A 26,081-nucleotide genomic window follows, 5' to 3' on the forward strand; every position below is an offset into this window, starting at 1 on the left:
AGTGAACGGGCGGCCTTCGCCGCCCGTTCGTTTGTCTATGCGATCTCAGTGACCGGTTGCCTGACCCGCGCCACGCGGCACCCGGATCGATTCCACCAGTTCCTGTACGTGAGCCGGCGGTGCTGCGGTCACCATCGATACGATGTAGGCTGCCGCAAAGTTCAGCAGTGCACCGATCGGACCGAAGGCTGCCGGCGGGATGCCGAACAGGTAGTTGGCAGGAACGTTCTCCAGCATGTTCGTGCCGGCGATAAAGAACCAGCCGAGATAGGTGAACAGATAGAGGCAGGTCACGATCAAACCGACGAGCATGCCGATGGTCGCGCCGGTCGAATTGATGCGCTTCGAGAAGATGCCCATCATCAGGACCGGGAAGATGCTCGCTGCGGCAAGGCCGAAGGCCAAGGCCACGGTCTGAGCGGCGAAGCCCGGCGGGTGAAGACCGAGCAAGGTTGCCACCAGGATCGCGCCCGCCATAGCGACACGAGCGACCATGAGCTCGTTCTTTTCCGAAATGCCCGGAACGAGCCAGTCCTTGATCAGGTCGTGGCTGATCGACGACGAGATGGCCAGCAGAAGACCCGCTGCGGTGGACAGAGCAGCGGCAAGACCGCCGGCGGCGATGAGGCCGATGACCCAGCCCGGAAGCTGTGCAATTTCCGGGTTTGCCAGAACCAGGATATCGTTGTTGATATCCAGTTCGTTGCCGGTCCAGCCACGCTGGGTTGCGGTTTCGGCGAAGCCCGCAGCCTTGTCGTTGTAGTACTGGATACGGCCGTCGCCGTTCTTGTCCTGGAACTTCAGAAGACCGGTGACCTCCCAGGTCTTCATCCAGTCGGGGCGTTCGTCGTAAAGGACGGCCTCGGCCTGAGGGCCATTCGGGAAGATGGTGTTGATGATGTTCAGGCGTGCCATGGCGCCGACAGCCGGAGCCGTCAGATAGAGCAGCGCGATGAAGACCAGTGCCCAGCCAGCCGACCAGCGTGCGTCAGAGACCTTGGGAACGGTGAAGAAGCGGATGATGACGTGCGGCAGACCCGCGGTACCGATCATCAGCGACAAGGTGAACAGGGTCATGTTCAGCATGGAGCCCTGTGCGGTGTAAGCATTGAAGCCGAGGTCGGTGACGACCTGGTCAAGCTTCTGCAGCAGCGGCAGGCCAGATTCGGTATGGGTCGAGAACAGGCCGAGCCACGGCAACGGATTGCCGGTCAGCTGCATCGAGATGAAGATCGCCGGAATCGTGTAGGCGATGATCAGCACGACATACTGGGCAACCTGCGTGTAGGTGATACCCTTCATGCCGCCGAGAACCGCATAGGCGAAGACGACGGCCGCAGCGATCCAAAGACCGGTCGAGGACTCGACTTCAAGAAAGCGCGAGAATGCGACGCCGGCCCCGGTCATCTGGCCGATAACGTAGGTGGTCGAGATAATGATCAGGCAGATGACCGCGACAAGGCGCGCGCTCTGGCTGTAGAAACGATCGCCGATGAACTGCGGCACGGTATACTTGCCAAACTTGCGCAGGTAAGGCGCCAGCAGCAGCGCGAGCAGCACGTAGCCGCCGGTCCAGCCCATCAGGTAGGTGGAGTTGGCATAACCAACGCCGGCGATCAGGCCGGCCATGGAGATAAACGAAGCCGCAGACATCCAGTCCGCTGCAGTCGCCATGCCGTTCAGCACGGGATGAACGCCGCGGTTTGCGGCGTAGAATTCAGCGGTGGAACCAGCTCGGCTCCAGATTGCAATACCGATGTAGATCGCGAACGACGCGCCCACGATCAGCAGATTAAGGGTATACTGATCCATATGAAATGTCCGCCTTACTGCTCGTCGACGCCGAATTCGCGGTCGATCTTGTTCATGTACGTCGCGTAATAGAAAATCAGCGCGATAAAGACGATGATCGAACCTTGCTGGGCGAACCAGAAACCAAGGTCAGTGCCGCCGACATGTATGCCGGACAGCATGGGACGCAGCAGAATGCCGAATCCGTAAGATACGATCGCCCAGATGGCCAGACATATGTAGATAACGCGAATATTCGCTGCCCAATAGGCATTGGACGACTTGTCCGTCATGAATGGTCCTCCCTCTGCGTTCAGACATCAACTGTGCCTGAACTCCTCCACCACGCCGCAGGACCGGACGAGCATCGCGTCGTCGGCCGTATAACCGCTCCTCAGTAATACGGACTCCCCCCGCAGCATGGTCAGACTAGCCTGCCAAAGGGAACTTCCAAGCCCACGATTGGTCGTAAGACCAAAGTCTGAGGCGACAGGTCCGCAGAGCCGGCTCGGTATGTTTGAACAGCTCGTCAACGATTGTTAAGTCGGTTCGGGCCCTGGCTATGTCGCGAGCGGAACCGACCGCAAAAGGCGCTGAGACACAGACCAAAGGCAGTCTGAAATCGCAAATCAATTTCGAGCTGACCGACGTTGTCGCCTCAGAGGCGATGCGCTCTAAACAAGACGTAGTCACCGCCGCATTTCCGAGCTGGGAGTTCGCCTCGCCGTACAGCCAGGTCTGAACATTTGCCCTACGCTTCACTGATGGCCGGACGGGTCCGTCGCGCGCGGCAAGGCTCGACAGGTCGGCCGAAAGATCGAGGAGCTGCTGGGCGGCCATTTGCACCACCTCGCCTTCCCGCTGGATCCCGCCGTTGATCGCCATTCTGTATCAGAGCAATCTCGTCACCGAGTACCTTCAGATAACGCACGATCTGCTATCCGGGTCATCAGGCATCACCAAGGCGCTGTTGAATGATCTCAACCTCAAGTACCGCCGCGACGTGCTGAAGGACTTCTTCGAGACCGCCCTGCCCGCCACCATGCAGGACGTGGTGGTGATATTCGTCATGGTTTGCGGCTGGAAGGACGGACGCTATATTCAGGAAACCTATGCCAACAAAGTCTATGCCGGTGTCGTCGCCGGGCGCAAGGAGCTTCATCCACATTACGGCGGCGGCCGGTCTTACCACCGTTCTCGGCCATCTCGCCGCCAGTTGCCGGAGAAGGGTTTCGTGCGGCAGGAAGAAATCACGCTGGACGATGTGCTGCAAAATCGCTTCGGCCGCGCCTACGACCCGATAGTGTCGCGCCTGAAGGATGCTGTCTGGCGGGTATTGACTGGTTGAAGCGTCAAGGCGTAGCGCTCGCGCTGCCCCATTTTGTTACGAGTTCGCCGGGAAAAGCCGGTCCAGAACCTGAAGCGGATGCGGCAGGCTGCGACGATCAATGGCCTTGACCTGCGAGCGGCAGGAATAGCCGCTGGCCATCAGGATATCCTCGGGTTGCTGGCGCTTCACCGTCTCGGCCCAGCTCATAGCGTAGAGCGTTTCGGACATGGGCCGGTTGCGGACTTCATGGCCGAAGGTTCCCGCCATGCCGCAACAGCCGGTATCGACCATCTCAAGCGTCAGCCCGAAGGCCTTGAACACGGCCTTCCATTGTCCGATGGACGCGGCGGCATTGGTTCGTTCCGTGCAGTGAACCATCAGTGAGACGTTCCCCTGTATGGCCGTGCTGGCAATGTTCCTCAGACCGATGCTCACGAGCCATTCCTCCGGCAAGGCGACGGTCGCCTTCAGCGGATTGCCGGGCAGCGTTTTATATTCGCTGCGGAAGGCGAGCGTCATGGACGGATCGAGCCCTACAAGAGGAAGGTCGAGATCGGCAAGGCTCTGGAGGTAGGCTCCGGTCTGGTGCGCCGCCTTCTCAAAGCGGGCGAGATAGCCATGCACATACAAGGCCTTGCCGTTGACATGACCGCGCGCCAACATGGGATTGAAGCCCAGCTTGCGCGCAAGGCTGACGGCTGCGACGGCGACTGCCGGATCGAAATGGGCGGTGAAGGCATCCACGACTAAGACCACGACAGCCTTGCGCTCTTCAGGGGCGAGCCTTGCCAATGCCTCTGGATCGGCCACTGGCACATTCAGCCGGCACGCCTGGTTGTCCAGCGACCGCTCCGGCAATGCAGGCAAGGCGGTCAGCCCCATCAGACGCATTAGCACCTTGCCCGGCTTCGTCTCCACCACGGCGTTATAGACCGGGCGAAGCCGCGCCATCAAAGGCAGCAGGGTCTCGATGGAGGCGACCAGCGGATCTTTCAGCGGACGCAGATATCGCCCGTGATAGGCAGCGAGGAACTTCGACCGGAAGGCGGGAACGCTGACCTTGACCGGACATTGTCCTGCGCACGCCTTGCAGGATAGGCAGCTATCCATCGCCGATTTGACCTCGTGGGAAAAATCCTCGCGATTGGCCGGATTGAGAGTGTTCAGAGCGCGGCGCGGCAGGGCGAAACGGCTGGGCTTCATCAGCTCGCGGCGTGGGTCGAGCCCCTTTTCCGCGATCAGCCGCAACCACTCGCGCATCAGCGAGGCGCGCCCCTTGGGCGAGAGCCGGCGGTCGCGGCTCGCCTTGTAGGAGGGGCACATGGGGCTCGTCTCGTCGAAATCGAAACAGGCCCCGTTGCCGTTGCAATAGGCGGCATCGTCGAAAGCGGCGCGGATGTCGTTGCCGATGGCACGGTCCAGAGCGCCCCGCAGGGGGACTTCATCGATCTTCAGCAGGGGCGTTGCATCCGCGCTGGCGATCTTGCCGGGATTGAGACGATTTTCCGGATCGAAGGCGCGCTTGATTTCCTGAAGGCAGGGATAAAGGTCGCCGAAAAACTCCGGCACATATTCCGAGCGCACGCCCTTGCCATGCTCGCCCCAGAGCACGCCGCCATATTTGCGGGTGAGCGCCACGACGGCATCGCTGATCTCGCGCACCAGCGGCACATGATCGGGCCGTGCCAGATCGAGCGCTGGGCGCACATGCAGCACGCCGGCGTCGACATGACCGAACATGCCATAGGCCACGCCGGCCTTATCCAGAAGCGCGCGGAACTCGCGGATATAGGCCGCCAGATGTTCCGGCGGCACGGCGGTGTCTTCGACAAAGGCCACCGGCCGCACGGGGCCTTCGACATTGCCGAGAAGACCGACGGCCCGCTTGCGCATGGTCCAGATGGCTTCGGCATCCTTGTGGCCGCGCGCGACGGTATGGCCCAGGCGGTTCGGGTTTGCCGCGTTTTCCAGTGCGCCGGTCACGGCCGCCAGCTTCTGCTCCAGCTCCGCCTCGTTATCGGCCAGGACCTCGACAATGTTGATGCCGTTGGCAGCCGTGCCCTCATCGTCGGGGAAGAAGCGGCTGATCGCGGTCCAGACGATATCGCCCTTGGCGAGGCCCAAAACCTTTTCGTCTACGGTCTCGACGGAGGCGACCTTGAGCGCCGTGAGATTGCGGGCATCCTCAAGGGCGGCGTTGAAGTCGTTGTAGCGGATATTGACCAGCGCGACCTCGGCCGGCAGCGGCAGGAGGTTCAACTCCGCCTCGGCAATCATCGCCAGCGTGCCCTCCGATCCGCAGAGAATGGCGTTGAGGTCGAAACGCCCGTCATCCCGGCGCACATGGGCAAGGTCGTAGCCGGTCATGTAGCGGTTGAGGTTGGGGAAGACCTCCTTGATGCGCTGTTGCTTTTCCCGCGTGATGCGCTCTGCCACACGGTGGATGTCGCCGATCCGGTCCTGACGCTGAAGCGCTGCCTCAAGGTCGGCGCCCTCCAGCAGACGCGACCAGAAATCCGTTCCGTCCATCAGCACGGTCCGCAGCGCCAGCACATGGTTCGAGGTCTTGCCATAGAGGCAGGAGCCCTGGCCGCAGGCGTCGGTGGATATCATGCCGCCGATTGTCGCGCGGTTGGAGGTGGAAAGCTCTGGCGCGAAGAAGAGGCCGAACGGCTTCAGCGCCCGGTTCAGTGCGTCCTTGACCACGCCTGCCTCAACGCGCGCGATCCGCCGCACCGGATCGATGTGCAGGATGCGGTTCATGTGCCGCGAGCAGTCGATCACGATGCCATGGGTCAGAGACTGGCCGTTGGTGCCGGTGCCGCCGCCGCGCGGAGCCACGGTGAGGTTGCGGAATGCCGGCTCGGACAGCGTCCGCGCAATGATTTGCAGGTCTTCCGCCCCGCGGGGAAAAAGCACCGCCTGCGGCTCCATCTGATAGATGGAATTGTCCGTTGCATGGACGATACGGGAGCCCGCGCGCGTTTCGATATCGCCGCGAAACCCCGCCTCGATCAGGCGCTCAAAGAAGCTGGGCGGTGCATCGGCAACGGATGCCGGGCGATCGAGGCGTGGGATCATGGCGAGTGCGTTTTAGTCCTTCAGTGCCGCACAGGCTCGTTCGATGCGGTTCAGCGCTTCTACCAGTTCGGCTTCCGATGTCGCATAGGAAATCCGGAAGAAGGGCGAAAGACCGAAAGCCGAGCCCGGCACGACGGCGACATGCGCCTCTTCGAGCAGGTAATCGGTGAAATCGGCATCGCTTGACAGGGTCTTGCCCTTCGGCGTGACCTTGTTGAGCACGCCCGCGCAGCCGGAGAAGGTGTAGAAGGCGCCTTCCGGTACGCGGCATTCGAGGCCGGCTATGGCATTCAGGCGGCCGACCACCAGATCGCGGCGGCGCTTGAAGCTCGCCTGCCGCTCTTTCAGAAAATCCTGAGGCCCGTTCAGCGCGGCAATCGCGGCGGCCTGGCTGACCGAGCAGGGGCAGGAGGTCGCCTGGCTCTGGATCACGGCCATGGCCTTGATCAGGGCCTTCGGCCCACCGGCATAGCCGATCCGCCAGCCGGTCATGGCATAGGCCTTGGACACGCCGTTGATCGTCAGTGCCCGTTCCTTCAGGCGCGGCTCCAACGCCACCGGCGTGACAAAGTCGAAGCCGTCATAGACGATGTGCTCATACATATCGTCCACCATCAGCCAGACATGCGGATGGCGCAGCAGAACCTCAATCAGCGGGCGATAGTCGGCAGCGCTATAGGCGGCCCCTGACGGGTTGGACGGAGAGTTCAAGAGCACCCAACGGGTCTTCGGCGTAATCGCCTTTTCAAGCTGCTCGGCCTGAAGGCGGAACCCGGCCTCGGCACTGCAGGAGACCAGAACGGACTTGCCACCGCAGACTTCGACAATGTCGGAATAGGACGTCCAGTAGGGCGTCGGGATGATCACCTCGTCGCCCGCATCGATGGTGGCCATGAAGGCGTTGAACAGGACCTGCTTGGCACCCGTGCCGACGGTGATTTCATCGACCGCGTAATCGATGCCGTTCTCGCGCTTGAACTTCGCGGCAATCGCCTGTTTGAGCGCGGGCGAACCGTCGAGCGCGGTATACTTGGTTTCACCCGCGTCGATGGCGGCCTTGGCGGCTTGCTTGATGTGGTCGGGCGTGTCGAAATCCGGCTCGCCGGCACCGAGGATGATGACAGGAAGGCCGTCGCGCTTCATCCCCGCAGCCTTTGCCCCGATTTGCAGGATCTTGGAAACGCCGACAGAGGCGATCCGCGAGGCGGGCCGGAAGGCCGCCTCATCCACTTTCATCGCGATTGTCATGGCTGCCTCGCCTCAGTCGATGTCGAAGGAAACGCCCTGCGCCAGCGGCAGGGATTTCGAATAGTTGATGGTGTTGGTGGCGCGGCGCATATAGGCTCTCCATGCATCCGAGCCGCTCTCGCGGCCGCCGCCGGTTTCCTTCTCGCCGCCAAAGGCGCCGCCGATTTCAGCGCCGGACGTGCCGATATTGACATTGGCGATGCCGCAATCGGAACCGTCTGCTGCCAGGAACCGCTCGGCTTCTCGCATGTCGAGCGTGAAAATCGACGAGGACAGACCAGCACCCACCGCGTTGTGATCGGCGAGGACGGCATCGAAGTCGCTGTATTTCAGCACGTAGAGGATCGGTGCGAAGGTTTCTTCGAGAACCGGACCGGTGTGCGCAGGCATTTCCACCAGCGCCGGCTTCACGTAATAGGCATCCGCGCTGCCGGTCTCCACCCGCTCGCCGCCATGGACGGCGCCGCCATGGGCCTTGGCTTCCGAGAGAGCCTTCTGCATGGCGTCAAAAGCCAGCTTGTCGATCAACGGGCCGACGAGTGCCGAGCCCTCCAGCGGATTGCCGACGGAAACGCTGGCATAGGCCTTCTTCAGGCGCGGAACGAGCTGGTCGTAAATGCTGTCATGGACGAACAGGCGGCGCAGCGTCGTGCAGCGCTGACCCGCCGTGCCCATCGCGCCGAAGGCGATGGCGCGCAGCGCCATGTCGAGATCGGCGGAGGGGCAGACGATGCCGCCATTGTTGCCGCCGAGTTCCAGGATGGCGCGGGCAAAGCGCCTGGCCAGACGCGGACCGACATCGCGGCCCATGCGGGTGGAGCCGGTGGCCGAGACGAGCGGCACCTTGGGATGGTCCACCAGAACCTCGCCGATGGCGCGGTCGCCGATCAGCAGCTGGGAGAGGCCTTCCGGCGCATCGCCGAAGCGCTTCAGGGCGCGGTCGAGAACGGCCTGTGCGGCCAGCGCCGTCAGCGGCGTCTTTTCCGAAGGCTTCCACACGACGCTGTTGCCGCAGACGAGTGCGAGTGCGGCATTCCAGGCCCAGACGGCGACGGGGAAGTTGAAGGCCGAAATAATGCCGATGACGCCGAGCGGATGCCAGGTTTCCATCATGCGATGGCCGGGGCGCTCGGTGGCGATGGTGAGGCCGTAGAGCTGGCGCGAGAGACCGACGGCGAAATCGCAGATGTCGATCATTTCCTGCACTTCGCCGAGACCCTCCGACGGGATCTTGCCGGCCTCGATGGACACGAGGCGGCCGAGATCGGCCTTGGCGGCGCGTAGTTCTTCGCCGAAGAGGCGCACCAGCTCGCCGCGCTTCGGTGCAGGCACGAGACGCCAGACGCGGAAGGCCGCGTCGGCGCGTTCGATGGCGGCAGAGGCTTCTTCCGCCGAAACGGTCTTCAGGCTGCCGGTCTGCTCGCCGGTGATGGGCGAGAAGGCCTTCATGTCGCCGCCCGTATAGGCGGCCTTGTCCACGCCAAGGCGTTCGAGAATGGCGGTTGCCTCAGCGGCGACGGTGGTCTTTACGGCGATATTCATCGTCTTCTGCTCCGGGAAAGAGGATTTATTCGGCGGCGGGCCGCTGGGTGAGCGCTGCAAGGCAGCTCTCCAGCGAGGCCTTTTCGATGCCGGCATAATGGTCGAATTCATTGAGGACAGAGGCGCCGAGATCGGCTTCGAAACGCTTCTGGTTCGGAGACGCGGCAAACTCCTGCTGCGCGCCGTCACCGAGGTTTGACTGGAAGATGCCCGCAGCACTGACCGGCAGGAAATCTTCGTAAACAATGGGATCGAAGCAGATATAGCCTTCGGCGATCAGCTGTTCCGGATCATCGAAAAAGGCGACGCCTTGTCTGCCTTTTTCCGTCAACGAGTAGCTGAAATAGCCAAGACCGGCTGCGCGGATATCTGCCCAGTTATCCGGAAACGCCTTGAAGACCTCGGCAAGCGCGGCCTCGTAGGCATTGGCATTGGAGCCATCGGCAGCCGGGCGAACGATCTTGCGGGTGTCGTCCAGCAGCTTGTCGTAAAGCGCACGGCCCTTCGGCGTCAGCGCCACGCCGCGCTGCTCGATTTCACCGAAGCGCGCAGTATGTGTGCCTGCCTGCCAGCCGCCGTTGCCATCGTGGAAGGAGACGGGCTCTTCCAGCGCCTTGAACGAGGTCTGGCGCAGCAGGATCGGGCATTTGCGGGTCGGCGGACCTTCGACGACGGCCTTCGGCGCAATGCCGTAATCGGGCATGCGAGCCTGCACCTTGTCGATATCCAGCGTGCGCGGCGTCAGGTGGTTGATATGCGGGCCCTTGAACGACACGACATCGGCGATCAGCCGGTGCGCATCATGCAGGCGGTGATACATGGAGAGCGCGACATTGGCCTTGTCGTGCCAGCGGAAGGTTTCCAGCACTTCGGCCACGAAACGGGCGGAATCGTTCTCGTCCAGCCCGCCGTTCTTTTCGGCCTTCTCCGTCAGTTCGAGCGCCTTGGGCGTGAAGATCTGTCGCGCGGCGAGAATGGCCGCTGCTTCCGCGCGCAAAGCTTCGTCGGCAATGAGATCGAGCCGCAGCAGCGAGGTGAAGACGCGGAAGGGATTGCGCTTCAGCGCCTCTTCGCCGACCGGGCGGAAGGCCGTGGAATGGACAGGTACGCCGGCGGTGGAGAGATCGTAATAGCCGACCGGATACATGCCCATCACCGCGAAGATGCGGCGCATCGTGGCCAGCTCCTGCGCTGTACCAAGACGGATCGCGCCGTGGCGCTCCTCGGAAATCCGCTCCAGCGTGTCAGTTGCCTCGAACCGGGCCTTGAGACCGGATTCGGCCGCAAGCGTCTCGTCGTTGACGCGGGCGACCAGCTCCATCAGCGTTCCGTAAGCGGGAACCTCGTCGCGGTACATCGCCGACATGGCGCTCGAAAAGCGAGCGCGGATATCATCTGGAGAAACCTTCAGGCTCATGATGGCCATTTCCTCTGAAATATGCGAGATCATTCTGAAATGGCACCATATCCGATAGGCAACGGCTGGGTTGTGACGATTTCGGCTAAATTGATGCGAAAATGGAATGACCATACGTCGAAGCCTGACTCCCGACTTCATCAACCTGCAAGCCTTCGAATGCGCGGCGCGGCATCAGAATTTCTCGCGGGCGGCCGAAGAGCTGCACCTGACCCAGAGCGCCATCAGCCGGCAGATCGCCGATCTTGAACAGCAGACGGGCCTGAGACTCTTCGAACGGGTCCGTCAGCGCGTCATCCTGTCGGACGCAGGCGAGAGGCTGCTTCCGGAGGTCAGGCAATTGCTCGCGCAGGCAGAGCGGCTGATGATCGGCGCGGTGGCGACAGGGCAGATGGCGACATCCTTGCGGATTGCGACGCTGCCCACATTTGGCGGAAAGTGGCTGGTCCCCCGGCTTGGTCGCTTCCTCGTCCGCCATCCGACGGTGGCAATTTCGATCGAGTCACGCTCGACCCAGTTCAGCTTCGCAGAGGAGAATTTCGACCTCGCGATTCATTTTGGACAACCGACCTGGGCCAATGCATCGTCGACTTTCCTCTGCCACGAGACGGTTCTGCCGGTCGCAAGTCCGGCCCTTTCGGCGAGCATCGCGCAGGGTTCTGAGGGTTCCTTCGACGACATCCCGCTCCTGCATCTGACCACCCGGCCCAAGCTCTGGTCGGACTGGTCGCAGCATCACGGTGTCAGCCTCCCGCAAGCCTATCAGGGGCCGCGCTTCGACCAGTTCTCCATGCTGATTTCAGCTGCCGCCGCAGGTCTGGGTTTCGCCCTCCTGCCGACCTATCTCATCGAAAGCGAACTTCAATCCGGTGCTCTCAAGCCGCTGGCCAACCTGCCCATGCAAACGGAAAACGCCTATTTCGTCGTCCGGCCGGAGAACAAAAGAACCCAGGCGGCGGCACGAGATTTCGAGGCGTGGCTTCTGCAAGAGGTAGCAGCATCAGCCTAAGGGCCTGATGGGATACGACCCCCAGGGCGTGTCACTTGCTATTTGTCTTAGGCAGCAATTTCAAATTGTTAGATATGCCGTTGGGTGGACTCAACCGAAACGATCGAAGCGTTTCTCTTAGGTGTTTAGCGCCGATCAGCGTTTCGATGACAAATCCTTCCCAGTTCGATCCAACGACCGGGCGCCCCAAGATCTGGTCGAGCGTTCCGATTTGGAGAAGCGCATCCACCAACCCGCTGTCGCGCCCATAGATCTTCGGCGAACTGACAAGGCGCTTGCCGAAATTGCCGCTCTAGGGCAGCAGGCGGCGGACCAACATGAGGTCGACCAAGAAGTCGACATAGCGGTTGATCATCTGCGCCGACACGCCGATCTCCTGCGCCAGCCGGGCGCCGTTGAGGGTGCTTCCTTGGGCGTTCACCAGCATCGTCCCGGCGTCCAGCCCTTCCTCGACCATGATTGGCGGCATTTCGAGATAGATGATGCGCCCGGCGAGCGTTTCCGAGGCTTTCTGGATCAGATCGAGGGAGGCGGACCCAAGCAACAGGAATTCCGCGCTGCGCTCGCCTTTGGCGCGCCGGTCGTCGACGACGCCGTGGAGTTCGATGAAGATCTCCGGCACGTATTGAACCGCGTCAAGGATGGTGAGGTGCCAGACTGGGCCTGCAGCTAGGCTTCCGCATCCTCAGGCTTACGGCGGTACGCCGTCCGTTCCAGATCGAGATAAAGCCTGGTATCGATATCCTTCGCCAGCTTGCAGGCAAGCGTCGACTCACCAACCTGCCGCGCGCCGATCAGGGCAACGGCAAGCACACGCGACAGCGCCTTGCGAAGGGCCGATTCCAGTTGAGATCGTGAAACAATCGTGCCGTAAATCTCAAATCGGAGGTTCGATTTACCGTCACTTGAATGTGGAGCGGATCTGAGCCGGCGTTTGTGGGCAGTCGAAATCCAACCCCTCACGCGTCCTTGACGGCCGCTGTGATAATGATCTCGACCTTGAGGTCCGGCCGGGCGAGTTTCGTTTCACCGCAAGCGCGTGCGGGGGCGTGGCCTTGAGGCACCCAAGTATCCCAGACGGAATTCATCCCGGCGAAATCATTGATATCGGCCAGCCAGACGATCGCCTGCAGGATGTGCTCGCGTGACGAACTGGCTTTTTCAAGCAGCGCATCGATGCGCGACAGGCACTCACGGGTCTGGTCGGCAACGGGCTCGCCCTCTCCCACTTGGCCGCACAGATAGACGGTGCCATTGTGCTTGACGATCTTGCTCATGCGTGCGGCGGTGTCCATGCGTTCAATCACTCGGCAGCTTCCTTGTCATCGTTGTTGCTGTGCTTGCGGGCAAGGCTCGCCAACTCCTGAAGGGTCACCGGCTTGATTGGCGGCCGGATGCGGAAATAGCCCGTCTCGTCGGGCGTCTGCCCGTTCTCTCCGGAGAGCAGCTCGGTCACGGTCAGTCCGCAATAGCGCCCTTGGCAGGGGCCCATTCCGGCCCGTCCGAAAGCCTTCGCCTGGTTGGGGCCGAGGCAGCCAAGGCGGGCGTAGCGCCTGATATCGCCGGCGGTGACTTCCTCGCAGCGGCAGACGATGGTCCCATCCGCCGGAGACAGCGCCTCGGCATAGGGCGGATAGGCTCGGTCGATGAACGGCCGCGCCGCCATTTCACCCCGCAGTTTGCGGTGGAGATTGCGCGCGTGCCGGTCGCGTTCGGCTTCGGAAAGCGCACCGAGATCGCAGGCGATGGCGAGCGCTGAGATCCGGCCTGCGGTCACGGCCGCGTCAGCGCCGCCAATGCCCGCGCCATCCCCGGCGATGAAGACTTCGCGGACGGGCGTGCGCCCCCAACAGTCCTTTTCCGGCACGAAGGCGCGCTGCTGTTCGTGCCACGCGTGCGGCAACCCCATGGACCGGGCGGTCTGGGTGTTGGGAACGACGCCGTGATGCAGCAGCACCGTGCCGCTGGCGAGGCGGTGTTCCCGCCCGCCCGAAACGAAGCGGACTGCCTCGGCCCGGTCGCGCCCCTCGATCGCGATCGCGGAAACGCCCGTGTAGCGTTTGACGCCCGCCTTACGGATTTCGGCGAGAAGCCCGAGACCCTTGGCGAGCATGCGCCAGCCCCTCATGGCCCCCAGCCCATAACGGGCGGAGGAGAAGACATCCGCCATGGACTGGGTTTCCACCAGCGCCCGGGGAGGAATGCCGGCGCGGCACATCTGGGCTGTCACCAGATAGAGGAGCGGTCCGGTACCGCAGAGAACGGCGTCCTCGAACACCATTCCGGACTGTTTGAGAAGAATTTGCGCGGCACCGACCGTCATCACCCCGGGCAGCGTCCAGCCCGGCACCGGCATAGGTCGTTCCAGGGCTCCAGTTGCGATCAGCAGGCGTTTGCCCGTCGTGAGAGAAGCCTTGCCGTCAGCCGTGAAGGCGACGCGGGTCCTGTCCTCGATCTGCCAGACGGTCGCGCCTGAGATATGCGTGATATTCGGGTGATGCAGGCCGCGGGCGAGGGCCACACCTTTCGTGAAATCGGGCCCGAGAATGGTGCCGCGCACCTCCGCCGCACGCTCCACGTCGCGGTAGATCTGGCCGCCGGCGCGTGGCTGTTCGTCGAGCAGGGTGACGGACAGGCCCGCATCCGCCGCGACGCGGGCCGCCGCCATGCCGGCGGGACCGGCACCGACAATTGCGAGATCGAAGTCAGGCATGATCAGCCTCCCCCGCGGCCGGCCGCGAGATGATCATGCCCTCGCTGACCTCACTCATGCAGGCCTGGCGGGTCACCCCGCCGATCTCCACCAGACAGTCGAAACAGGTCCCCATCATGCAATAGGGATTGCGTGGAGCACCGGAGACCGGGGTCTTGCGGAAAGGCGCGATGCCGGCGGCCAGCAGCTCGGCGGCAAGGTTTTCGCCTTCCCGCAGCTCCAGTTCCAAGCCCGCGAACTGAACGCGAACCCTGCGGACATCGATCAAATGTTCAAGCATGTGCAAACCGGTCTTCACCGAACACCTCCAGATCGGGCGCTTTCGAGGTTCCTTCCAGCCATTCGGGAAGGAAGCGCGCATGGGCGGCCGCAAGTGTTATGCCGCTGTGGCAGGTCACCAGATATGCACCGGGCATCACCGGGCTTTGCTGGTAGATCGGGTATCCGTCGGGCGAGAGGATGCGCAGCGCCGCCCAACTGCGGACGAGCTGCGCCTTGCCAAGAACGGGGTAGGCGGCAAGGGCGGTTTTGGCGAGGCCAGCAAGGCCTTCAACCGTGACCTGATCATCATATCCGACCTCTTCGTTGGTCGCGCCGATCTGAACGCCGCCCTCGTCGACCTGGCGGGCGATGAGCGACGGTCGGTTCATGAAGCGCGGCAGTTTCTCGGTAATCAGCACCTGTCCGCGCTGCGGGCGGACAGGTGCCTTGAAGCCCATTTTCGGGCCGAGCACGGCCGCGCCGAGACCCGCGGCAAGAACCGTCTTGCCGGCTTCAATGACTGTGCCGTCCTCGCAGGCGATGCTGAACTGCCCGTTGAGGCTGACCGAACACACGGTCATGCCGTTGAGGATGTGCCCGCCGAGGCGGCGGACGTCGCCGGCCAAGGCCTTCAGCAGCTTCAGCGGATTGGCGTGGCCATCCTGATGATGCAGGATCGCGCCCACGACCTGCGGCCCGATTTCAGGTTCTTCCTTGCGCAATTCGTTGTGGCACAGAACCTCGAACGGATAGTTGCCGTCCAGCTTTGCCTTCAGCCTCAAATATTTCTCGACCGTCGCCGCCAACGTCTCGTTGGAGAAGTGGAAGTCGTATCCGCCCCTCTGCTCGAGGGCGAGGTTGTATCCGCTGCTCTCCTCGAGCTCTTGCGCGAACGCTTGCCACTCGGCCACCGACCGCTGCGACCAGCGCGCATATTCCGGTTGGTTGATGCCCTTGGACTGCACCCAGACCAGTCCGAAATTGCCACGGCTAGCGCGAAAGCTGCCGTCACCACCATCGATGACCGCCACCTTGAGGCCGCGCTTCAAGAGGCCCCAGGCAACAGACAGCCCTACGACGCCCCCACCAATGATGGCGTAGTCCGCTTCCATGTTCATACTCTCAGGTCTTTTTTGAGGTTGCACCAGGCGGCATGACTGCACCGCCCGGCGCCGGGGAGGTCTCTTAATTCAGAGCCTTGTCCAAGATGGACTGGCCCCATTCCTGACCGATATCGCCGAGGATCTGCGGCCACACATCAGTGCGAACCTTGGCCGCCATGGCTGCAAGCTCGGCGTTGGTCAGCGTCACGAGCGTCGTGCCCAGTTCATCGGCGAGACGCTTTTCCCACTTGCCCTGGTCCTCTTCGGCGACGACCCAGCGCTGCGTCTCGAAGTCCACGGCGGCTTTCTTCAACGCGGCCTGGTCCTCCGCATCGAGACCGTTCAGCGCCTCGTTGGAGATGATCATATACCAAACCTCGAAATGGGTGTTGGCGGGGATGTAGGTCTTGGTCACATCGCGGAACGAAGCATAGTAGCCTTCCGCGCCGGAACCGATCACACCATCGACTACGCCGGTCTGGATCGCCGTATAGGCATCCGAGAACGGGATCGGGGCCGGGATATAGCCGAGCGCCTCGCCGGTGAGCTGGAAGCTCTTGATGCCCGGCACGCGGACCTTGATGCCGTTCGGATCGGTCGATCGCGATGTCATCGGCTCGCGGTTGAGCGAGATTCCGCCGAAATAGACCGGATAGGCGGCTAGCATGGTGATGTCCTGCTTCTGATACAGTTCGGCCATCGTCTCGTGCAGAACCCCCTCCGGACCGTAGACCTTGCGGGCCTCCTTCCAGTTGGAGGCGAGATACGGGAAAGAGGCGATCTGCATCTGGCGGTCCGTTCCTGTGGCGGCTGGCTGAGTTGCCATTTCGACGGCACCGACGGAAATGCTTTCCTGAACCACTGTGTAGTCGCCAAGCGCGGAGGCAGCGAAAATCCTGATGTCGACATCGCCACCTGTCGCTTCCTTGACCGTATCGGAGAAGGCCTTCAGCTCCAGGTCGATCGTCGCGCCCTGCGGACGGACATGGCTCATCTTGAACTCCACCGCCTGGGCGAGGCCGGTAGTCCCCAGGAATGCTGCAAGTGCGGCCGAACTTAAGAATTTCGTCATTGTGTTCCCCTTTCCAGACATAATGATTGCTTCCGTTTTTGTTTTTGGTTGCTCCTTCGGGATCGGACGGAGTGGTTTAGTAACCAAACAGTCTCGGCAGATAGAGCGAAAGATCCGGCCAGAAGGAGGTCAGGAAGACCACCGGCACGTAGCCGAGTACGATCAAAGCCATGGCCGGCGGGATGACCTTGGTGACCTTCACCTTGCCGATGCGTGCTCCGAGATAGAGGATCGAGGCATAGGGCGGAGTGACGCCTCCCATGGCCGTGTTGACCCCCATAATCGCAGCGAACTGCACCGGGCTGACATCCATCGCCTGCATCAGTGGCATGAGCAGCGGCGCGACCAGCAGGATCGACGTGGCGTCGTTGACCACCATGCCGACCAGGAACAACAGGACGTTGATCAGGATCAGCAGCAGGATCTTGTTCTCTGTGATGCCGAAGATGACGCTGACGAGCTGCTGCGGGATACCTTCGTAGATGAACATCCGGCCGAGGATCATCGAGAAGAGGATCATCAGCATGATGGCGCCGACGGCGGTTGCCGCTTCCTTGCCGGCACTGAAGAAGTTGCTGAAGCGCAGTCCCTTGTAGATCAGGAAGCCGACCGGGATGGCGTAGATTACGGCGACCGCGGCCGATTCCGTCGGCGTCATGATACCACCATAGATGCCGCCAAGGATCATGACCGGCATGAGCAGTGCCGGGAAGGCGTTGATGCCGCGCCTGGTGATCTCACCGGCGAACTCGGAAAAGGCAGGCTTCTCGTCGAGCACCAGGTTGAACTTGCGCGACATCCACAGGTTCACGATGCAGAAATTGACCATGATCAGCAGGCCCGGCCCCAGCGTTGCCAGAAAACAGGCGGCGATCGAGGTGTCCGTGACCCAGCCGAACAGGATCATGGTGGCCGACGGCGGAATGAGCAGGCCGAGGATTGATGAATTGGCAATCAGGGCGGTGGCGTATTCCCGCGGATAACCGCGCTTTTCCATTTCCGGAATGAGCAACGGGCCGATCGCCGACACACCCGTGAGGCCCGAGCCGGAGATCGCACCGATGACCGCACAGGTAACCGCTGCGACCACGCCAAGCCCGCCACGCACATGGCCGATAAAGGCGTTGACGAAGCGCAGCAGCGAGGCGGCGATGCCGCTTTCCGACATGATCGTGCCGGCCAGCACGAATAGAGGGATGGCGAGCAGGACGGGGTTGCCGAGCTGCTGGAAGCCCCAGATCATCATGCCCTTCATGGTCACGCCGCCGATGAAATACATCACCATCAGCGCGGCGCCGAAGCACCACGGTAGAGGTACACCGAGGGTCAGCGTCGCGACCAGGACGCCCATGGCTAGAAAAGCGATCTCGATCATCTTGCTTCTCCCGTTGCCAGAGAACGGACATGGCGGGAGAGGTGCGAAAATGTGTAGACGATCATCAGAGCAAGACCGGTGAACAACGCCACATCAGCATAGAAGGTGGGGATATAAAGCGTCGGGCTTTCGCGCCATACGCGCCACGCATAGCGGGTATAATCCCAAGCCCAGTAGAGCAGCCAAAAGCCGACGACCAGGCTGACGATTTCGCCTATAATGGCGAGGACCGTGTGCTGGAGCGGTGTTTTCAGAAAGATTTCCAGGACGTTTGCGCGGATATGCGTATTGTCCCGCGACGCGCTGACGGCTCCCAGGATATAGAGCCAGAGCGTCGGAAACATGACTGTTTCCTCAAGGCCCATGACCGGGGCCTGAACAACGTAGCGGGTTATTACCTGCACGAATTGTCCGATTGCCACACAGCAAATCAATGCCGTCAGCAAGCACTGCACGAAGCGTTCCAAAGCTGTTCCCCAAGACATTACGATCCTCTCGCAAGGACCGTGCGTTATGTGATTTTTTTGAAGTCTGAAGCGGCTGTGACATAAAGACAAATCGAAAATATTGCTATTTTCATAGAGTGACTTTATGAGCCATTCATGAACTTGTCCTTCCGCCAATTGCAGACCTTTGTGGAGGTGATGCGCACCGGATCGGTATCCGAAGCCGGCCGCACGCTTGGCCGGACGCAGCCCGCCATCAGCGCCATGATCGCCGGGCTGGAACGGGAAATCGGCTTTCCACTGTTCGAGCGCGAACGCAAGCGCCTGATCGCCAAACCGGAAGCCTATTACTTCCTGGAAGAAGCCGAATTTCTGCAGGAACGCCTGACCCGGTCGGCGAGGACGCTGCAGGACATCGGCAACCTGGACCGCGGCAAGCTCAAGATCGCGTGCAATCCGGCCGCTTCCAGCTTTTTCATGCCGAAGGTTCTCGCCGTCTTTTTGAAGGACAAGCCGCAAATCGAGGCCTCACTGATGATGCGGTCCTCGCCCGTCGTCACTGACTGGATCGCCTCGCAGCAATATGACGTGGGCTTCGGCGAAACGCCCGAGCCACGCCAGACGATCCGCGCGGAGACCTTTGACTTTCCCTGCCTTTGCGCGCTGCCGAAGGGCGATCCACTGGCAAAGAAGCGGACGATCACGCCGCAAGACCTCGACGGCAAGCCGCTGGCCATGCTGTTCGACGAACACATCATCAGCATGCAGACCCGGAAAGCGTTTGCGGCAAGTGGCGTAAGGCTCAACCGCCGCTTCGAACTCAGGACGTTCATGCCCGCCCTGCAGCTTGTCTCCGAAGGGCTGTGCTACACGATCTGCGAGCGCCTCTCGGCCACCAGCCACGAACGGAGTTTCGGAGCGCAGGGCGGCGTCGCCTTCCGGCCGTTCGAACCGCGACTTACCCTTTCTATGGCCGTGATGGTTCCCGCCAACCGGCCGCCCTCAATGCTGGCCGGGCAGTTCGTCACCACGCTGCGCGGCGAGATCGCTAAGCTGCTGGAGACGGGCAGCGGGGAAGGAGAGTGAGGGATTACACCCTCAAGCCCGGCAGGATTTCATTCCGGCACCCAACCACGCTGACCCCTCGGCGTTCGGTCATAACTCCCTGCCGAGTAGTACCCTTTCGACTGTCAGATCTGACCCCTCCGGCAGCTAAGCTCCGCGACGGTGTGGTGTTCGGTGACGGATGCAGGATCGTTCCCGGTTACAAGGTAGCCGGGAATACAGCCGAGCCCGGAGGCGTAGAAGAACTGTAACCTTCGTTCTTCATATTGTCTCGATCTGTAGTGCGAAGGTGTCATATGGGCCCTTCCCTCGTCACGATCTACCCTCTCCTCGTGTCGTTCATGCAAGGAGCAACGCCAGACCGGCTCGTTGCGTCGCATGCTTTTCGGGATTTACTGCAATGAACTTGCCAGGATTCACAAGTCTCCAATGGTCTGCCGGGAATGTGGCTACCAGCGGCAGCCCGATAGCGTCGAAATCCTGCACCCCATCATGAAAGCTCAGCAAGAACCTCTGCGTGTTCTTTTAGGCAAGGCGGCTACGGATGATCGAGAAGGTGACGATGGCAACCTGCCTTCGACATCTCGCCGGCCGACTTGGTGCGGCGCTCAATAAGCGATCTTGGCGACCCGGTGCGTGTAGCGCGACAGATAGGCAAGCACTGCTTCCGGCCCCGCAAAGGGCGGCTTGGCATAGACGATCCAGCGCTTCCTGCGGACTGGCGACAGGTATCTTACAAATGCCCGGCGATCAGCCAGAGGCGCAGCCGAACCGAAGAAGGCGAGCCGCCCGGCATCGTGGAATTGGAGCAGCCGTGTCAGGAACAAGCGTCGGAAGAGCTTGCCGAGCACACGAACCGGCAGGAGGAATGCCCGACGTGACGATATCCAGTGTGATCCATCGAGGGCTATACCTCCGCCTGGCACGATCATGTGAACATGGGGATGATGTGTCATGGCCGATCCCCATGTGTGCAGGACGGCAGTGATGCCGATGCGCGCGCCGAGATGCTTCGGATCGGCGGCGATTGTCAGCATCGTCTCGGATGCGGCCTTAAAGAGCAGATCGTAAACCAGCGCCTTGTTGTGGAAGGCAATGGCGGCGACCTCTGCTGGCAATGTGAAGACGACGTGGAAGTATCCGACAGGCAGGAGATCGGCCTCCCGTTCGGCAAGCCATGTGCGTGCAGCGGCGCCCTGGCACTTCGGGCAGTGCCGGTTGCGGCAGGAATTGTAGGCGATGCGCCACTCTCCACAATCCTCGCAGGCCTCGACATGTCCGCCCAGTGCTGCTGTGCGGCAGTGCTCGACCGCCGACATAACCTTGAGCTGGCTCAAGCTGAGATGTCCCGTATGGACTTTACGATAGTTCGGCCCGGCAGAACGGAGGATATCGGCGACCTCGATTGAGGTGCGCAACAGCTCAGCCGTCTGGCGACTTGCCTTCCATCAGCGCCATCAGCCGATCAAGAGGTCCCGCGACCGCGTGAATGGTTCGGGTGGAGACCTTCGCATAGAGAGCGGTCGTCTCCAGCTTGCTGTGTCCGAGCAGAACCTGAATGACACGGATGTCAGTGCCGTCCTCCAGAAGATGGGTGGCAAAGCTGTGCCGCAAGGTATGGGGGCTGACGCGCTTGTGGATGCCGGCGACATCTGCAGCTTCCTGAACCGCACGATGCAGTTGCCGCGACGAGATCGGATCGGTGCGGCTACGTCCCAGGAAAAGCCAGCCATGAGGCAGCATCACTCCGCGTCGCTTGCCTTCGCGCCACCACAGCCGCAGCAGTTCGAGGAGCTGCGGAGAAAGCATGGCATTGCGATCCTTGCGTCCCTTGCCTTGTTCAACCCGGATCAGCATGCGTTTGGAGTCGATGTCATCGACCTTGAGATGGGCGACCTCGGAGACGCGCAAGCCCGCACCATAGGCCACGCCGAGCGCCGCCTTATATTTGATGCCAGGTGCTGCCTCGAGCAAGCGGGCGGCTTCCTCAATACTCAGCACATCCGGTAGCTTGCGTGGATTGCGCGTGATCACCAGCGCTCGCGCCAGATCCCGCCGCCTCAGTGTCACCGTGAACAGAAAACGGAGTGCCGAAACCGTACTGTTGATCGTCGCAGCGCCGACACCGTTCTCATGCTGATGCAACTGGAAACGTCGTATGTCCTCGACCGTCGCGATGTCGGGGGCACGCCCAATAAACGTAGCGAAGCGTCGGACGTGACGGATGTAGTCCTGCCGCGTGTGGGATCCCAAACCTCGCATCAGCATGTCTTCCTGCATGCGCTGGCGAAGCGCGGTGGTCGGGGCATCGTGTTGAAAACTGGCCATTGAACGTTCCTCTCGTTGAAGGGAACGTCATGGTCAGGCAACACCAACAGCCTGCCTAGAACCTCAGATAATCACACCAACCTCGCCGCGCACTCCTTCCCGCGAAGCGGGTTCGTGCTTGGGGCCGTTGGGGGACCATCGGCTTCGAAGGAGCGAACCCATGAAAGCAGACATGGGTTTGCGTTGAAACAGACCAAAATGCGCCGCTCAGAACGGGATTTCGTCGTCCAGTTCATCTGGACCGGCCTGCTGCTCAACAGCGATCTGGGCCGCCAGAGGCGCGGGCAGTGGCGGAACTGGATGATCTGCCCTAAACGTGGCCAGGAACGCATTCCGGTCGTTAAGGCGGACCAGCACAGGATTTTCGCACGATGACGCCTTGCCGAAAATGACGGCGTGACGAGCTTCAAGGCTTGGTAGTACGCCGGCATAATCGCTACCGATGTAGTTGGACAGGAAGTCTTTGCCCGTATCATCGAAAGTACGCATCGCGAATATCGTGTTGCACTGGTTGAGGATGGTTTTGGTCACGTTAGCCGTGCGCTGCGTGATCAAAAGACACCCCAGACCGTACTTTCGACCCTGAAGAATCGCGCGGGCGCTGCGCGTCGTGCACCTCGGGCGGACACCGGCCCTGCACGAGAAATTGAAGGACGGCATGAATATCGAGTTCGTTGCCGAGCGCGAGCGTTTGGATCATGACTTGCCGGAGCGGGCGATCGCCCGCAGGAGGCGAAGCGTGGACCAAAGCCGAGAGCAAAGGCTAATGCCGCGAATACCGGGATGTCACCGAAGATATATGGACCGGTGGCCTTCATCAGCAACGCGCCGGATACGAAGAGACCGGCCGCGATGAGCCTGAGCGCCAACCGATTGCTGCTCCGGTCGAGCGTCCCATGCAGGTCTTTGAGCTCGTGCACATGCAGACTAAGTCCTAGGCCGCTGCCTTCTTCGACAAGCTGCCCGACCCATGTGCTGAGCATCGACGGCAGGTCGTGTGCTGCGGCAGCTACATCAAGCCTCGTCTAATAACCTGATCGTCGGGTGCGCCGGCTGGCGCACCCGTATTGTGTTGCAGGCTTCCCCCCTGTGGGAATTAACGCGGGTTAGGCTGATGCCGTTCTTGAAGCGTTTATCGGGTACCCGCCGGAGCGCGGTCGCTGAAGATGCTTGGATCGGCGGAACCATCGACCTTGAGCGTGCCGACGAGCCCACGCTGGAGGCGTGCAAGCGCGTGGTCAACGATGAGGTAGTCCCCCGGCGTATTGAGCCGGAGCTCGACAGCAACCGCTCCGCCGGACGGCACCGATACCGTCTGCACGTCTGTAATCGGCGGGCTGCTCAATGAGCCAAGGTTGTAGACCTTGTCGAACACTTCACCGATCACATGGAAGGACGACGTCTTGTTAGGCCCTGCATTTCCGAAATAGATGCGGATGGTCTCGCCCACCTTGGCCTTCAAGGAATGTTGGTCCACCGAGAGGGCTCCTACGGCACCGTTGAATACAAAATACTCCGGCGCTTCCGCCAGGAGGCGGTCACGGCTGAAACTCAGCTCCCCTTTAGAGCCGAAGGACTCTTTGGTGTACATCTCACCTTGCATCACGTAGAATTCGCGGTCGACCTTGGGTAGCCCGCCTTCGGGTTCAACAAGTATGAGTCCGTACATGCCACTCGCAACGTGCTCGGCGACCGGTGGGGTGGCGCAATGATAGACGTAGAGTCCCGGGCTGAGTGCCTTAAAGGTAAATCCCTTGGTTTCGCCAGGCTTGGCTTGGGTGAAGACGCCTCCGCCGCCGGGACCGTTCACGGCGTGGAGGTCCACACTATGGTTCATCATGGCATCGGGTACGTTGGTAAGGTTCACGTTGATCGTCTGGCCCGCGCGCGCGCGGACAAGTGGACCGGGAACCTTCTGGTCGAACGTCCAGTAGTGATAGACGGCACCATCGGCGAGCCGCCCATTCACCTCGACGGACTGCAAATCCACCTGGATCGGCCCGGGCCCGGTGGATGTCGGAGACGCCGGCAAGTCTGACGGATCGCGGACGACATCGAGTGGAGCCTCATCGGTACCCCGGATAGCGGGATGCATGTTGTGCATCCCCTCGGCTTGGCCCGGGACCGACGAGCCGGCGCCACCATCTGCATAGGCAGGCGCGCCACTCAGGCCCATAACGCCGACGAGCGTAAAGGCAGACAGAAATTTGGTAATCATGGTATTTTTCCCTACTGGTCTCGTTGCAGCCAACAGCCGGTCAGGCCGGCAGGCCGCGCTCTGTTGTCAAAAAAGAGATATTCTGACGGAGATCAGATTCTGGGAGGTCGAAACGGCGGAGCTCCAGTCTGTGCAACGATAATGCGGTCCGATAGTGAGGGCGCGAACAGGTCCCTGATCGGCCGCAAACAGACTTGAGGGCCGGACGCGATAGCCGTTTCGAAGCACCTCGCCCCCGCACAATTAATCATCACGCCGCAAACGGATACTTTGCTCGAATGATGACAGCTCTCGCGGGCAAGGGAATCGCCGCACGCAGGCGCGTGCACCAACGAGGCGTTGTCACTTGCCTTCCCCGACATCGACACCAGGCCGACTGGTGGTACGGCCAAAGCCACCATCATTGCCAACGTCAGAACCGTTCGGCCCAGACGTTCGATTGCAAATATGAGTTGCTGCCGCAAGTCCGACTCTCTTGGTTCGTTAGTCCGTCAATGACACCGCGGTTTCCGGCTTGTCTTTGTCTGAGCGCAAACTCATCGGAGATCGGCACCGGCACCGACTGCGCATCGGCTGTGCAGGAGAAGGATCCCACGTCGCGCCGACTTGCCACGGTGGGATATTGCCCGCGCTGGGCGCGGCATCGCACCGCAGCGCTCTCCCCATCCGCTTTCTCGTGCATCGCTGCTCAATTGGCCGCAGTCCAGTCTCAAGACTGAGGCCGAACACAGTCCCTGTCGTTCGTCTGGGATCTCCGCCGATAGCCTCCCCGAAACGCGCAACCGGTACGCTCGCCGGAATATGCCGGCCGGCCACGTGAGTGCAAAGCGCGAAGCGGATTGATGCCGAACGATCCTGCGGTCTCATGGCTCGTTCGCAACGCGAGCCCCTCCGAGCACCATTCAGTCTCTCCGGACCTAAGGGATGAGGTCAGAAATGAGCGATCCCGAAGATTGTCAGCCGACTGCTCTTTGGTGTTCAAGAAGGCGAAGGCGTGCAGGTAGCCTTCACTCGGTTACAGAAACCGCTTCGGCTTTTCCCTCATCGCCCGCTGATCTGTATTCGCAAGCCTCTTCAGATACCATAATACAAACATTGGAACGACCAGCCACTGCATCAGCGGTCCTAAGCCCGTGCCGACGATCGGCACGCGAGGCATCGCCGGTCCGTAGGACCATCGGTTCAGAACATCCGTGCTGACAAACTCGACGCCGATGGTCACGGCCAGACCGATGCCGATGAAGAGGGACGTGGCTCCGAAGGTCGGTCGCGCCACCCAATACCTGCCACCTCCGAGCCATGCGGTACACCAGAAGGCTCCAAGTGCAATCCCGATATCGCCGAGCGTGGCGCGTAGACAGATAAGAATTCCCGCGAAATGCGTAGTGGATTCAAGGCTGGAGAAGAGTGGCGCTTGAAGATTCTCCCATGTGAAATGACCGAGGAAGGACAGGAATAGGAGATCAACCTCGACGGAAACTGTTTGTTCTCTCGGCTGAGTCATGGCAATCTCAGAAAGTTCATCATCGTGCAAATGGCGGACTAGTTGATCTGCATCAAAGTGCAGTCTGCAGAGAAGCCTAACTATGATGTCCGGTGAAGAAAAGTGGAGTTCAGTGTGTTTGGGCGGAATCCCCTTGGCCTGTTCTATGCTGCGATCAGCGCTCTTGCGCCAATCGCCATAGTGCTTGCCGTCTGGTTCGCCCCTCCTATCCACACTCACGGCGCGTACTCGGACGAGACGCCGGCTCAGACCCGCATCCTTGCCGATCTTGGTCATGACGGTTCCAATCATGCAACCGTGCCGCACGCGCCTCCGGCAACGCACTGCGGCAGCGGCCCCTCCTGTGTTGCGGCTCTTCCATCCGCAACGACAAGCCTGCCGATCCCCGACGTTGGTCGCATGTATTTCCCGATAGTCGGGCGCGCCGTACCGCCATCGCCAACCTTCGGCCTCCTGCGCCCGCCCCGGCAAGCCTAGAGCCTATCCGCACACGAACCTGTCGTCTTCACGAGGTCTATTGCTCGGTAACGACGAGAACGTCCGCGGCTTCAGGGCATGCGGCCTCCAGTCACCATTCG

General features: G+C 61.3%; 22 protein-coding genes and 2 pseudogenes. 3 read left to right on the forward strand and 21 right to left on the reverse strand.

Annotation, left to right across the window (positions count from 1 at the left end):
* Positions 1–45: 45 nt before the first annotated feature.
* Positions 46–1,812, reverse strand: a complete 1,767-nt coding sequence (locus tag H4I97_RS18395; protein WP_182308327.1) for a sodium:solute symporter family protein — start codon at positions 1,810–1,812, stop codon at positions 46–48.
* A gap of 14 nt (positions 1,813–1,826) precedes the next feature.
* On the reverse strand, positions 1,827–2,084 hold the full coding sequence (locus H4I97_RS18400) for a DUF4212 domain-containing protein (protein WP_182308328.1): 258 nt from the start codon (positions 2,082–2,084) through the stop codon (positions 1,827–1,829).
* Positions 2,085–2,717: 633 nt separating this feature from the next.
* Here H4I97_RS18400 and H4I97_RS18405 point away from each other — a divergent pair.
* Positions 2,718–3,139, forward strand: a pseudogene (locus H4I97_RS18405) (saccharopine dehydrogenase family protein); the annotation flags it as partial.
* A gap of 36 nt (positions 3,140–3,175) precedes the next feature.
* Here H4I97_RS18405 and ydiJ read toward each other — a convergent pair.
* Genes ydiJ through hglS form a run of 4 tightly spaced genes read right to left on the reverse strand, consistent with a single transcriptional unit; the run spans position 3,176 to position 10,418 of the window.
* Complete coding sequence (gene ydiJ / locus H4I97_RS18410) at positions 3,176–6,202, reverse strand: D-2-hydroxyglutarate dehydrogenase YdiJ (protein ID WP_182308329.1); 3,027 nt, start codon at positions 6,200–6,202, stop codon at positions 3,176–3,178.
* Between the two features lie 12 nt (positions 6,203–6,214).
* Positions 6,215–7,450 (reverse strand): pyridoxal phosphate-dependent aminotransferase, encoded by a 1,236-nt coding sequence (locus tag H4I97_RS18415; protein ID WP_182308330.1) that lies wholly within the window; start codon positions 7,448–7,450, stop codon positions 6,215–6,217.
* Between the two features lie 12 nt (positions 7,451–7,462).
* Entirely contained in the window at positions 7,463–8,992 is a 1,530-nt protein-coding gene (gene amaB / locus H4I97_RS18420) for an L-piperidine-6-carboxylate dehydrogenase (RefSeq protein WP_182308331.1), read from the reverse strand.
* Positions 8,993–9,017: 25 nt separating this feature from the next.
* Positions 9,018–10,418 (reverse strand): 2-oxoadipate dioxygenase/decarboxylase HglS, encoded by a 1,401-nt coding sequence (hglS, locus tag H4I97_RS18425; protein WP_378144440.1) that lies wholly within the window; start codon positions 10,416–10,418, stop codon positions 9,018–9,020.
* 97 nt (positions 10,419–10,515) lie between these two features.
* Here hglS and H4I97_RS18430 point away from each other — a divergent pair, with 97 nt between their 5' ends.
* Positions 10,516–11,418, forward strand: a complete 903-nt coding sequence (locus H4I97_RS18430) for a LysR family transcriptional regulator (RefSeq protein ID WP_182308333.1) — start codon at positions 10,516–10,518, stop codon at positions 11,416–11,418.
* Positions 11,419–11,449: 31 nt separating this feature from the next.
* On the opposite strand, the gene H4I97_RS24590 is transcribed toward H4I97_RS18430, so the two are convergent.
* The 10 genes from H4I97_RS24590 to H4I97_RS18470 all read right to left on the reverse strand — a co-directional run bounded on the left by H4I97_RS24590 (position 11,450) and on the right by H4I97_RS18470 (position 18,409).
* Positions 11,450–11,647, reverse strand: coding sequence for a hypothetical protein (locus tag H4I97_RS24590; protein ID WP_244658860.1), 198 nt, complete (start codon positions 11,645–11,647; stop codon positions 11,450–11,452).
* Between the two features lie 63 nt (positions 11,648–11,710).
* Positions 11,711–12,040: an AAA family ATPase gene (locus tag H4I97_RS24595; RefSeq protein ID WP_244658861.1), complete on the reverse strand. Its 330-nt coding sequence runs from the start codon at positions 12,038–12,040 to the stop codon at positions 11,711–11,713.
* Between the two features lie 47 nt (positions 12,041–12,087).
* A complete protein-coding gene (locus H4I97_RS24600; protein ID WP_244658862.1) occupies positions 12,088–12,231 on the reverse strand; it encodes a hypothetical protein in 144 nt (47 codons plus the stop codon).
* A gap of 146 nt (positions 12,232–12,377) precedes the next feature.
* Positions 12,378–12,725: a RidA family protein gene (locus H4I97_RS18440; protein WP_182308334.1), complete on the reverse strand. Its 348-nt coding sequence runs from the start codon at positions 12,723–12,725 to the stop codon at positions 12,378–12,380.
* Positions 12,722–14,131: an FAD/NAD(P)-dependent oxidoreductase gene (locus tag H4I97_RS18445; protein ID WP_182308335.1), complete on the reverse strand. Its 1,410-nt coding sequence runs from the start codon at positions 14,129–14,131 to the stop codon at positions 12,722–12,724. Before H4I97_RS18445 ends, H4I97_RS18440 begins: the two co-directional genes overlap by 4 nt.
* Positions 14,124–14,429 carry a (2Fe-2S)-binding protein gene (locus H4I97_RS18450; RefSeq protein WP_378143992.1) on the reverse strand — a complete coding sequence of 102 codons (306 nt, stop codon included), beginning with the start codon at positions 14,427–14,429 and terminating at the stop codon, positions 14,124–14,126. Before H4I97_RS18450 ends, H4I97_RS18445 begins: the two co-directional genes overlap by 8 nt.
* Positions 14,404–15,504, reverse strand: a complete 1,101-nt coding sequence (locus tag H4I97_RS18455) for an NAD(P)/FAD-dependent oxidoreductase (protein WP_182308977.1) — start codon at positions 15,502–15,504, stop codon at positions 14,404–14,406. The genes H4I97_RS18450 and H4I97_RS18455 overlap by 26 nt, the downstream gene beginning before the upstream one ends.
* Positions 15,505–15,577: 73 nt before the next feature.
* Positions 15,578–16,567, reverse strand: a complete 990-nt coding sequence (gene dctP, locus H4I97_RS18460) for a TRAP transporter substrate-binding protein DctP (protein WP_182308336.1) — start codon at positions 16,565–16,567, stop codon at positions 15,578–15,580.
* Between the two features lie 76 nt (positions 16,568–16,643).
* Positions 16,644–17,942 (reverse strand): TRAP transporter large permease, encoded by a 1,299-nt coding sequence (locus H4I97_RS18465; RefSeq protein ID WP_182308337.1) that lies wholly within the window; start codon positions 17,940–17,942, stop codon positions 16,644–16,646.
* Positions 17,939–18,409, reverse strand: coding sequence for a TRAP transporter small permease (locus tag H4I97_RS18470; RefSeq protein ID WP_182308338.1), 471 nt, complete (start codon positions 18,407–18,409; stop codon positions 17,939–17,941). The genes H4I97_RS18465 and H4I97_RS18470 overlap by 4 nt, the downstream gene beginning before the upstream one ends.
* Before the next feature lie 135 nt (positions 18,410–18,544).
* Here H4I97_RS18470 and H4I97_RS18475 point away from each other — a divergent pair, with 135 nt between their 5' ends.
* Positions 18,545–19,474 carry a LysR substrate-binding domain-containing protein gene (locus H4I97_RS18475; protein WP_182308339.1) on the forward strand — a complete coding sequence of 310 codons (930 nt, stop codon included), beginning with the start codon at positions 18,545–18,547 and terminating at the stop codon, positions 19,472–19,474.
* Between the two features lie 602 nt (positions 19,475–20,076).
* Here the strand turns inward: H4I97_RS18475 and H4I97_RS18480 are convergent.
* The 5 genes and pseudogenes from H4I97_RS18480 to H4I97_RS18500 form a co-directional block, all read right to left on the reverse strand.
* A pseudogene (locus H4I97_RS18480) lies at positions 20,077–20,874 on the reverse strand (IS91 family transposase); the annotation flags it as partial.
* 1 nt (position 20,875) lies between these two features.
* Complete coding sequence (locus tag H4I97_RS18485; RefSeq protein ID WP_182308340.1) at positions 20,876–21,781, reverse strand: tyrosine-type recombinase/integrase; 906 nt, start codon at positions 21,779–21,781, stop codon at positions 20,876–20,878.
* Between the two features lie 207 nt (positions 21,782–21,988).
* A complete protein-coding gene (locus H4I97_RS18490; protein WP_182308341.1) occupies positions 21,989–22,336 on the reverse strand; it encodes an ATP-binding protein in 348 nt (115 codons plus the stop codon).
* Positions 22,337–22,913: 577 nt separating this feature from the next.
* Complete coding sequence (nirK, locus tag H4I97_RS18495; protein WP_244658863.1) at positions 22,914–23,999, reverse strand: copper-containing nitrite reductase; 1,086 nt, start codon at positions 23,997–23,999, stop codon at positions 22,914–22,916.
* 1,015 nt (positions 24,000–25,014) lie between these two features.
* Positions 25,015–25,779 (reverse strand): hypothetical protein, encoded by a 765-nt coding sequence (locus tag H4I97_RS18500; protein ID WP_182308342.1) that lies wholly within the window; start codon positions 25,777–25,779, stop codon positions 25,015–25,017.
* Between the last annotated feature and the right edge of the window lie 302 nt (positions 25,780–26,081).

The sequence above is a fragment of the Ciceribacter thiooxidans genome (assembly GCF_014126615.1).
In the GTDB taxonomy this organism is placed as follows: domain Bacteria; phylum Pseudomonadota; class Alphaproteobacteria; order Rhizobiales; family Rhizobiaceae; genus Allorhizobium; species Allorhizobium thiooxidans.

What these genes read in the sequence shown, in the direction of transcription:
- H4I97_RS18395 (WP_182308327.1), bottom strand. Translation starts at nt 1,812, where the DNA reads ATGGATCAGTATACCCTTAATCTGCTGATCGTGGGCGCGTCGTTCGCG.
- H4I97_RS18400 (WP_182308328.1), bottom strand. Translation starts at nt 2,084, where the DNA reads ATGACGGACAAGTCGTCCAATGCCTATTGGGCAGCGAATATTCGCGTT.
- ydiJ (WP_182308329.1), bottom strand. Translation starts at nt 6,202, where the DNA reads ATGATCCCACGCCTCGATCGCCCGGCATCCGTTGCCGATGCACCGCCC.
- H4I97_RS18415 (WP_182308330.1), bottom strand. Translation starts at nt 7,450, where the DNA reads ATGACAATCGCGATGAAAGTGGATGAGGCGGCCTTCCGGCCCGCCTCG.
- amaB (WP_182308331.1), bottom strand. Translation starts at nt 8,992, where the DNA reads ATGAATATCGCCGTAAAGACCACCGTCGCCGCTGAGGCAACCGCCATT.
- hglS (WP_378144440.1), bottom strand. Translation starts at nt 10,418, where the DNA reads ATGGCCATCATGAGCCTGAAGGTTTCTCCAGATGATATCCGCGCTCGC.
- H4I97_RS18430 (WP_182308333.1), top strand. Translation starts at nt 10,516, where the DNA reads ATGACCATACGTCGAAGCCTGACTCCCGACTTCATCAACCTGCAAGCC.
- H4I97_RS18445 (WP_182308335.1), bottom strand. Translation starts at nt 14,131, where the DNA reads ATGCCTGACTTCGATCTCGCAATTGTCGGTGCCGGTCCCGCCGGCATG.
- H4I97_RS18455 (WP_182308977.1), bottom strand. Translation starts at nt 15,504, where the DNA reads ATGGAAGCGGACTACGCCATCATTGGTGGGGGCGTCGTAGGGCTGTCT.
- dctP (WP_182308336.1), bottom strand. Translation starts at nt 16,567, where the DNA reads ATGACGAAATTCTTAAGTTCGGCCGCACTTGCAGCATTCCTGGGGACT.
- H4I97_RS18465 (WP_182308337.1), bottom strand. Translation starts at nt 17,942, where the DNA reads ATGATCGAGATCGCTTTTCTAGCCATGGGCGTCCTGGTCGCGACGCTG.
- H4I97_RS18475 (WP_182308339.1), top strand. Translation starts at nt 18,545, where the DNA reads ATGAACTTGTCCTTCCGCCAATTGCAGACCTTTGTGGAGGTGATGCGC.
- H4I97_RS18485 (WP_182308340.1), bottom strand. Translation starts at nt 21,781, where the DNA reads ATGGCCAGTTTTCAACACGATGCCCCGACCACCGCGCTTCGCCAGCGC.
- nirK (WP_244658863.1), bottom strand. Translation starts at nt 23,999, where the DNA reads ATGATTACCAAATTTCTGTCTGCCTTTACGCTCGTCGGCGTTATGGGC.
- H4I97_RS18500 (WP_182308342.1), bottom strand. Translation starts at nt 25,779, where the DNA reads ATGACCAAGATCGGCAAGGATGCGGGTCTGAGCCGGCGTCTCGTCCGA.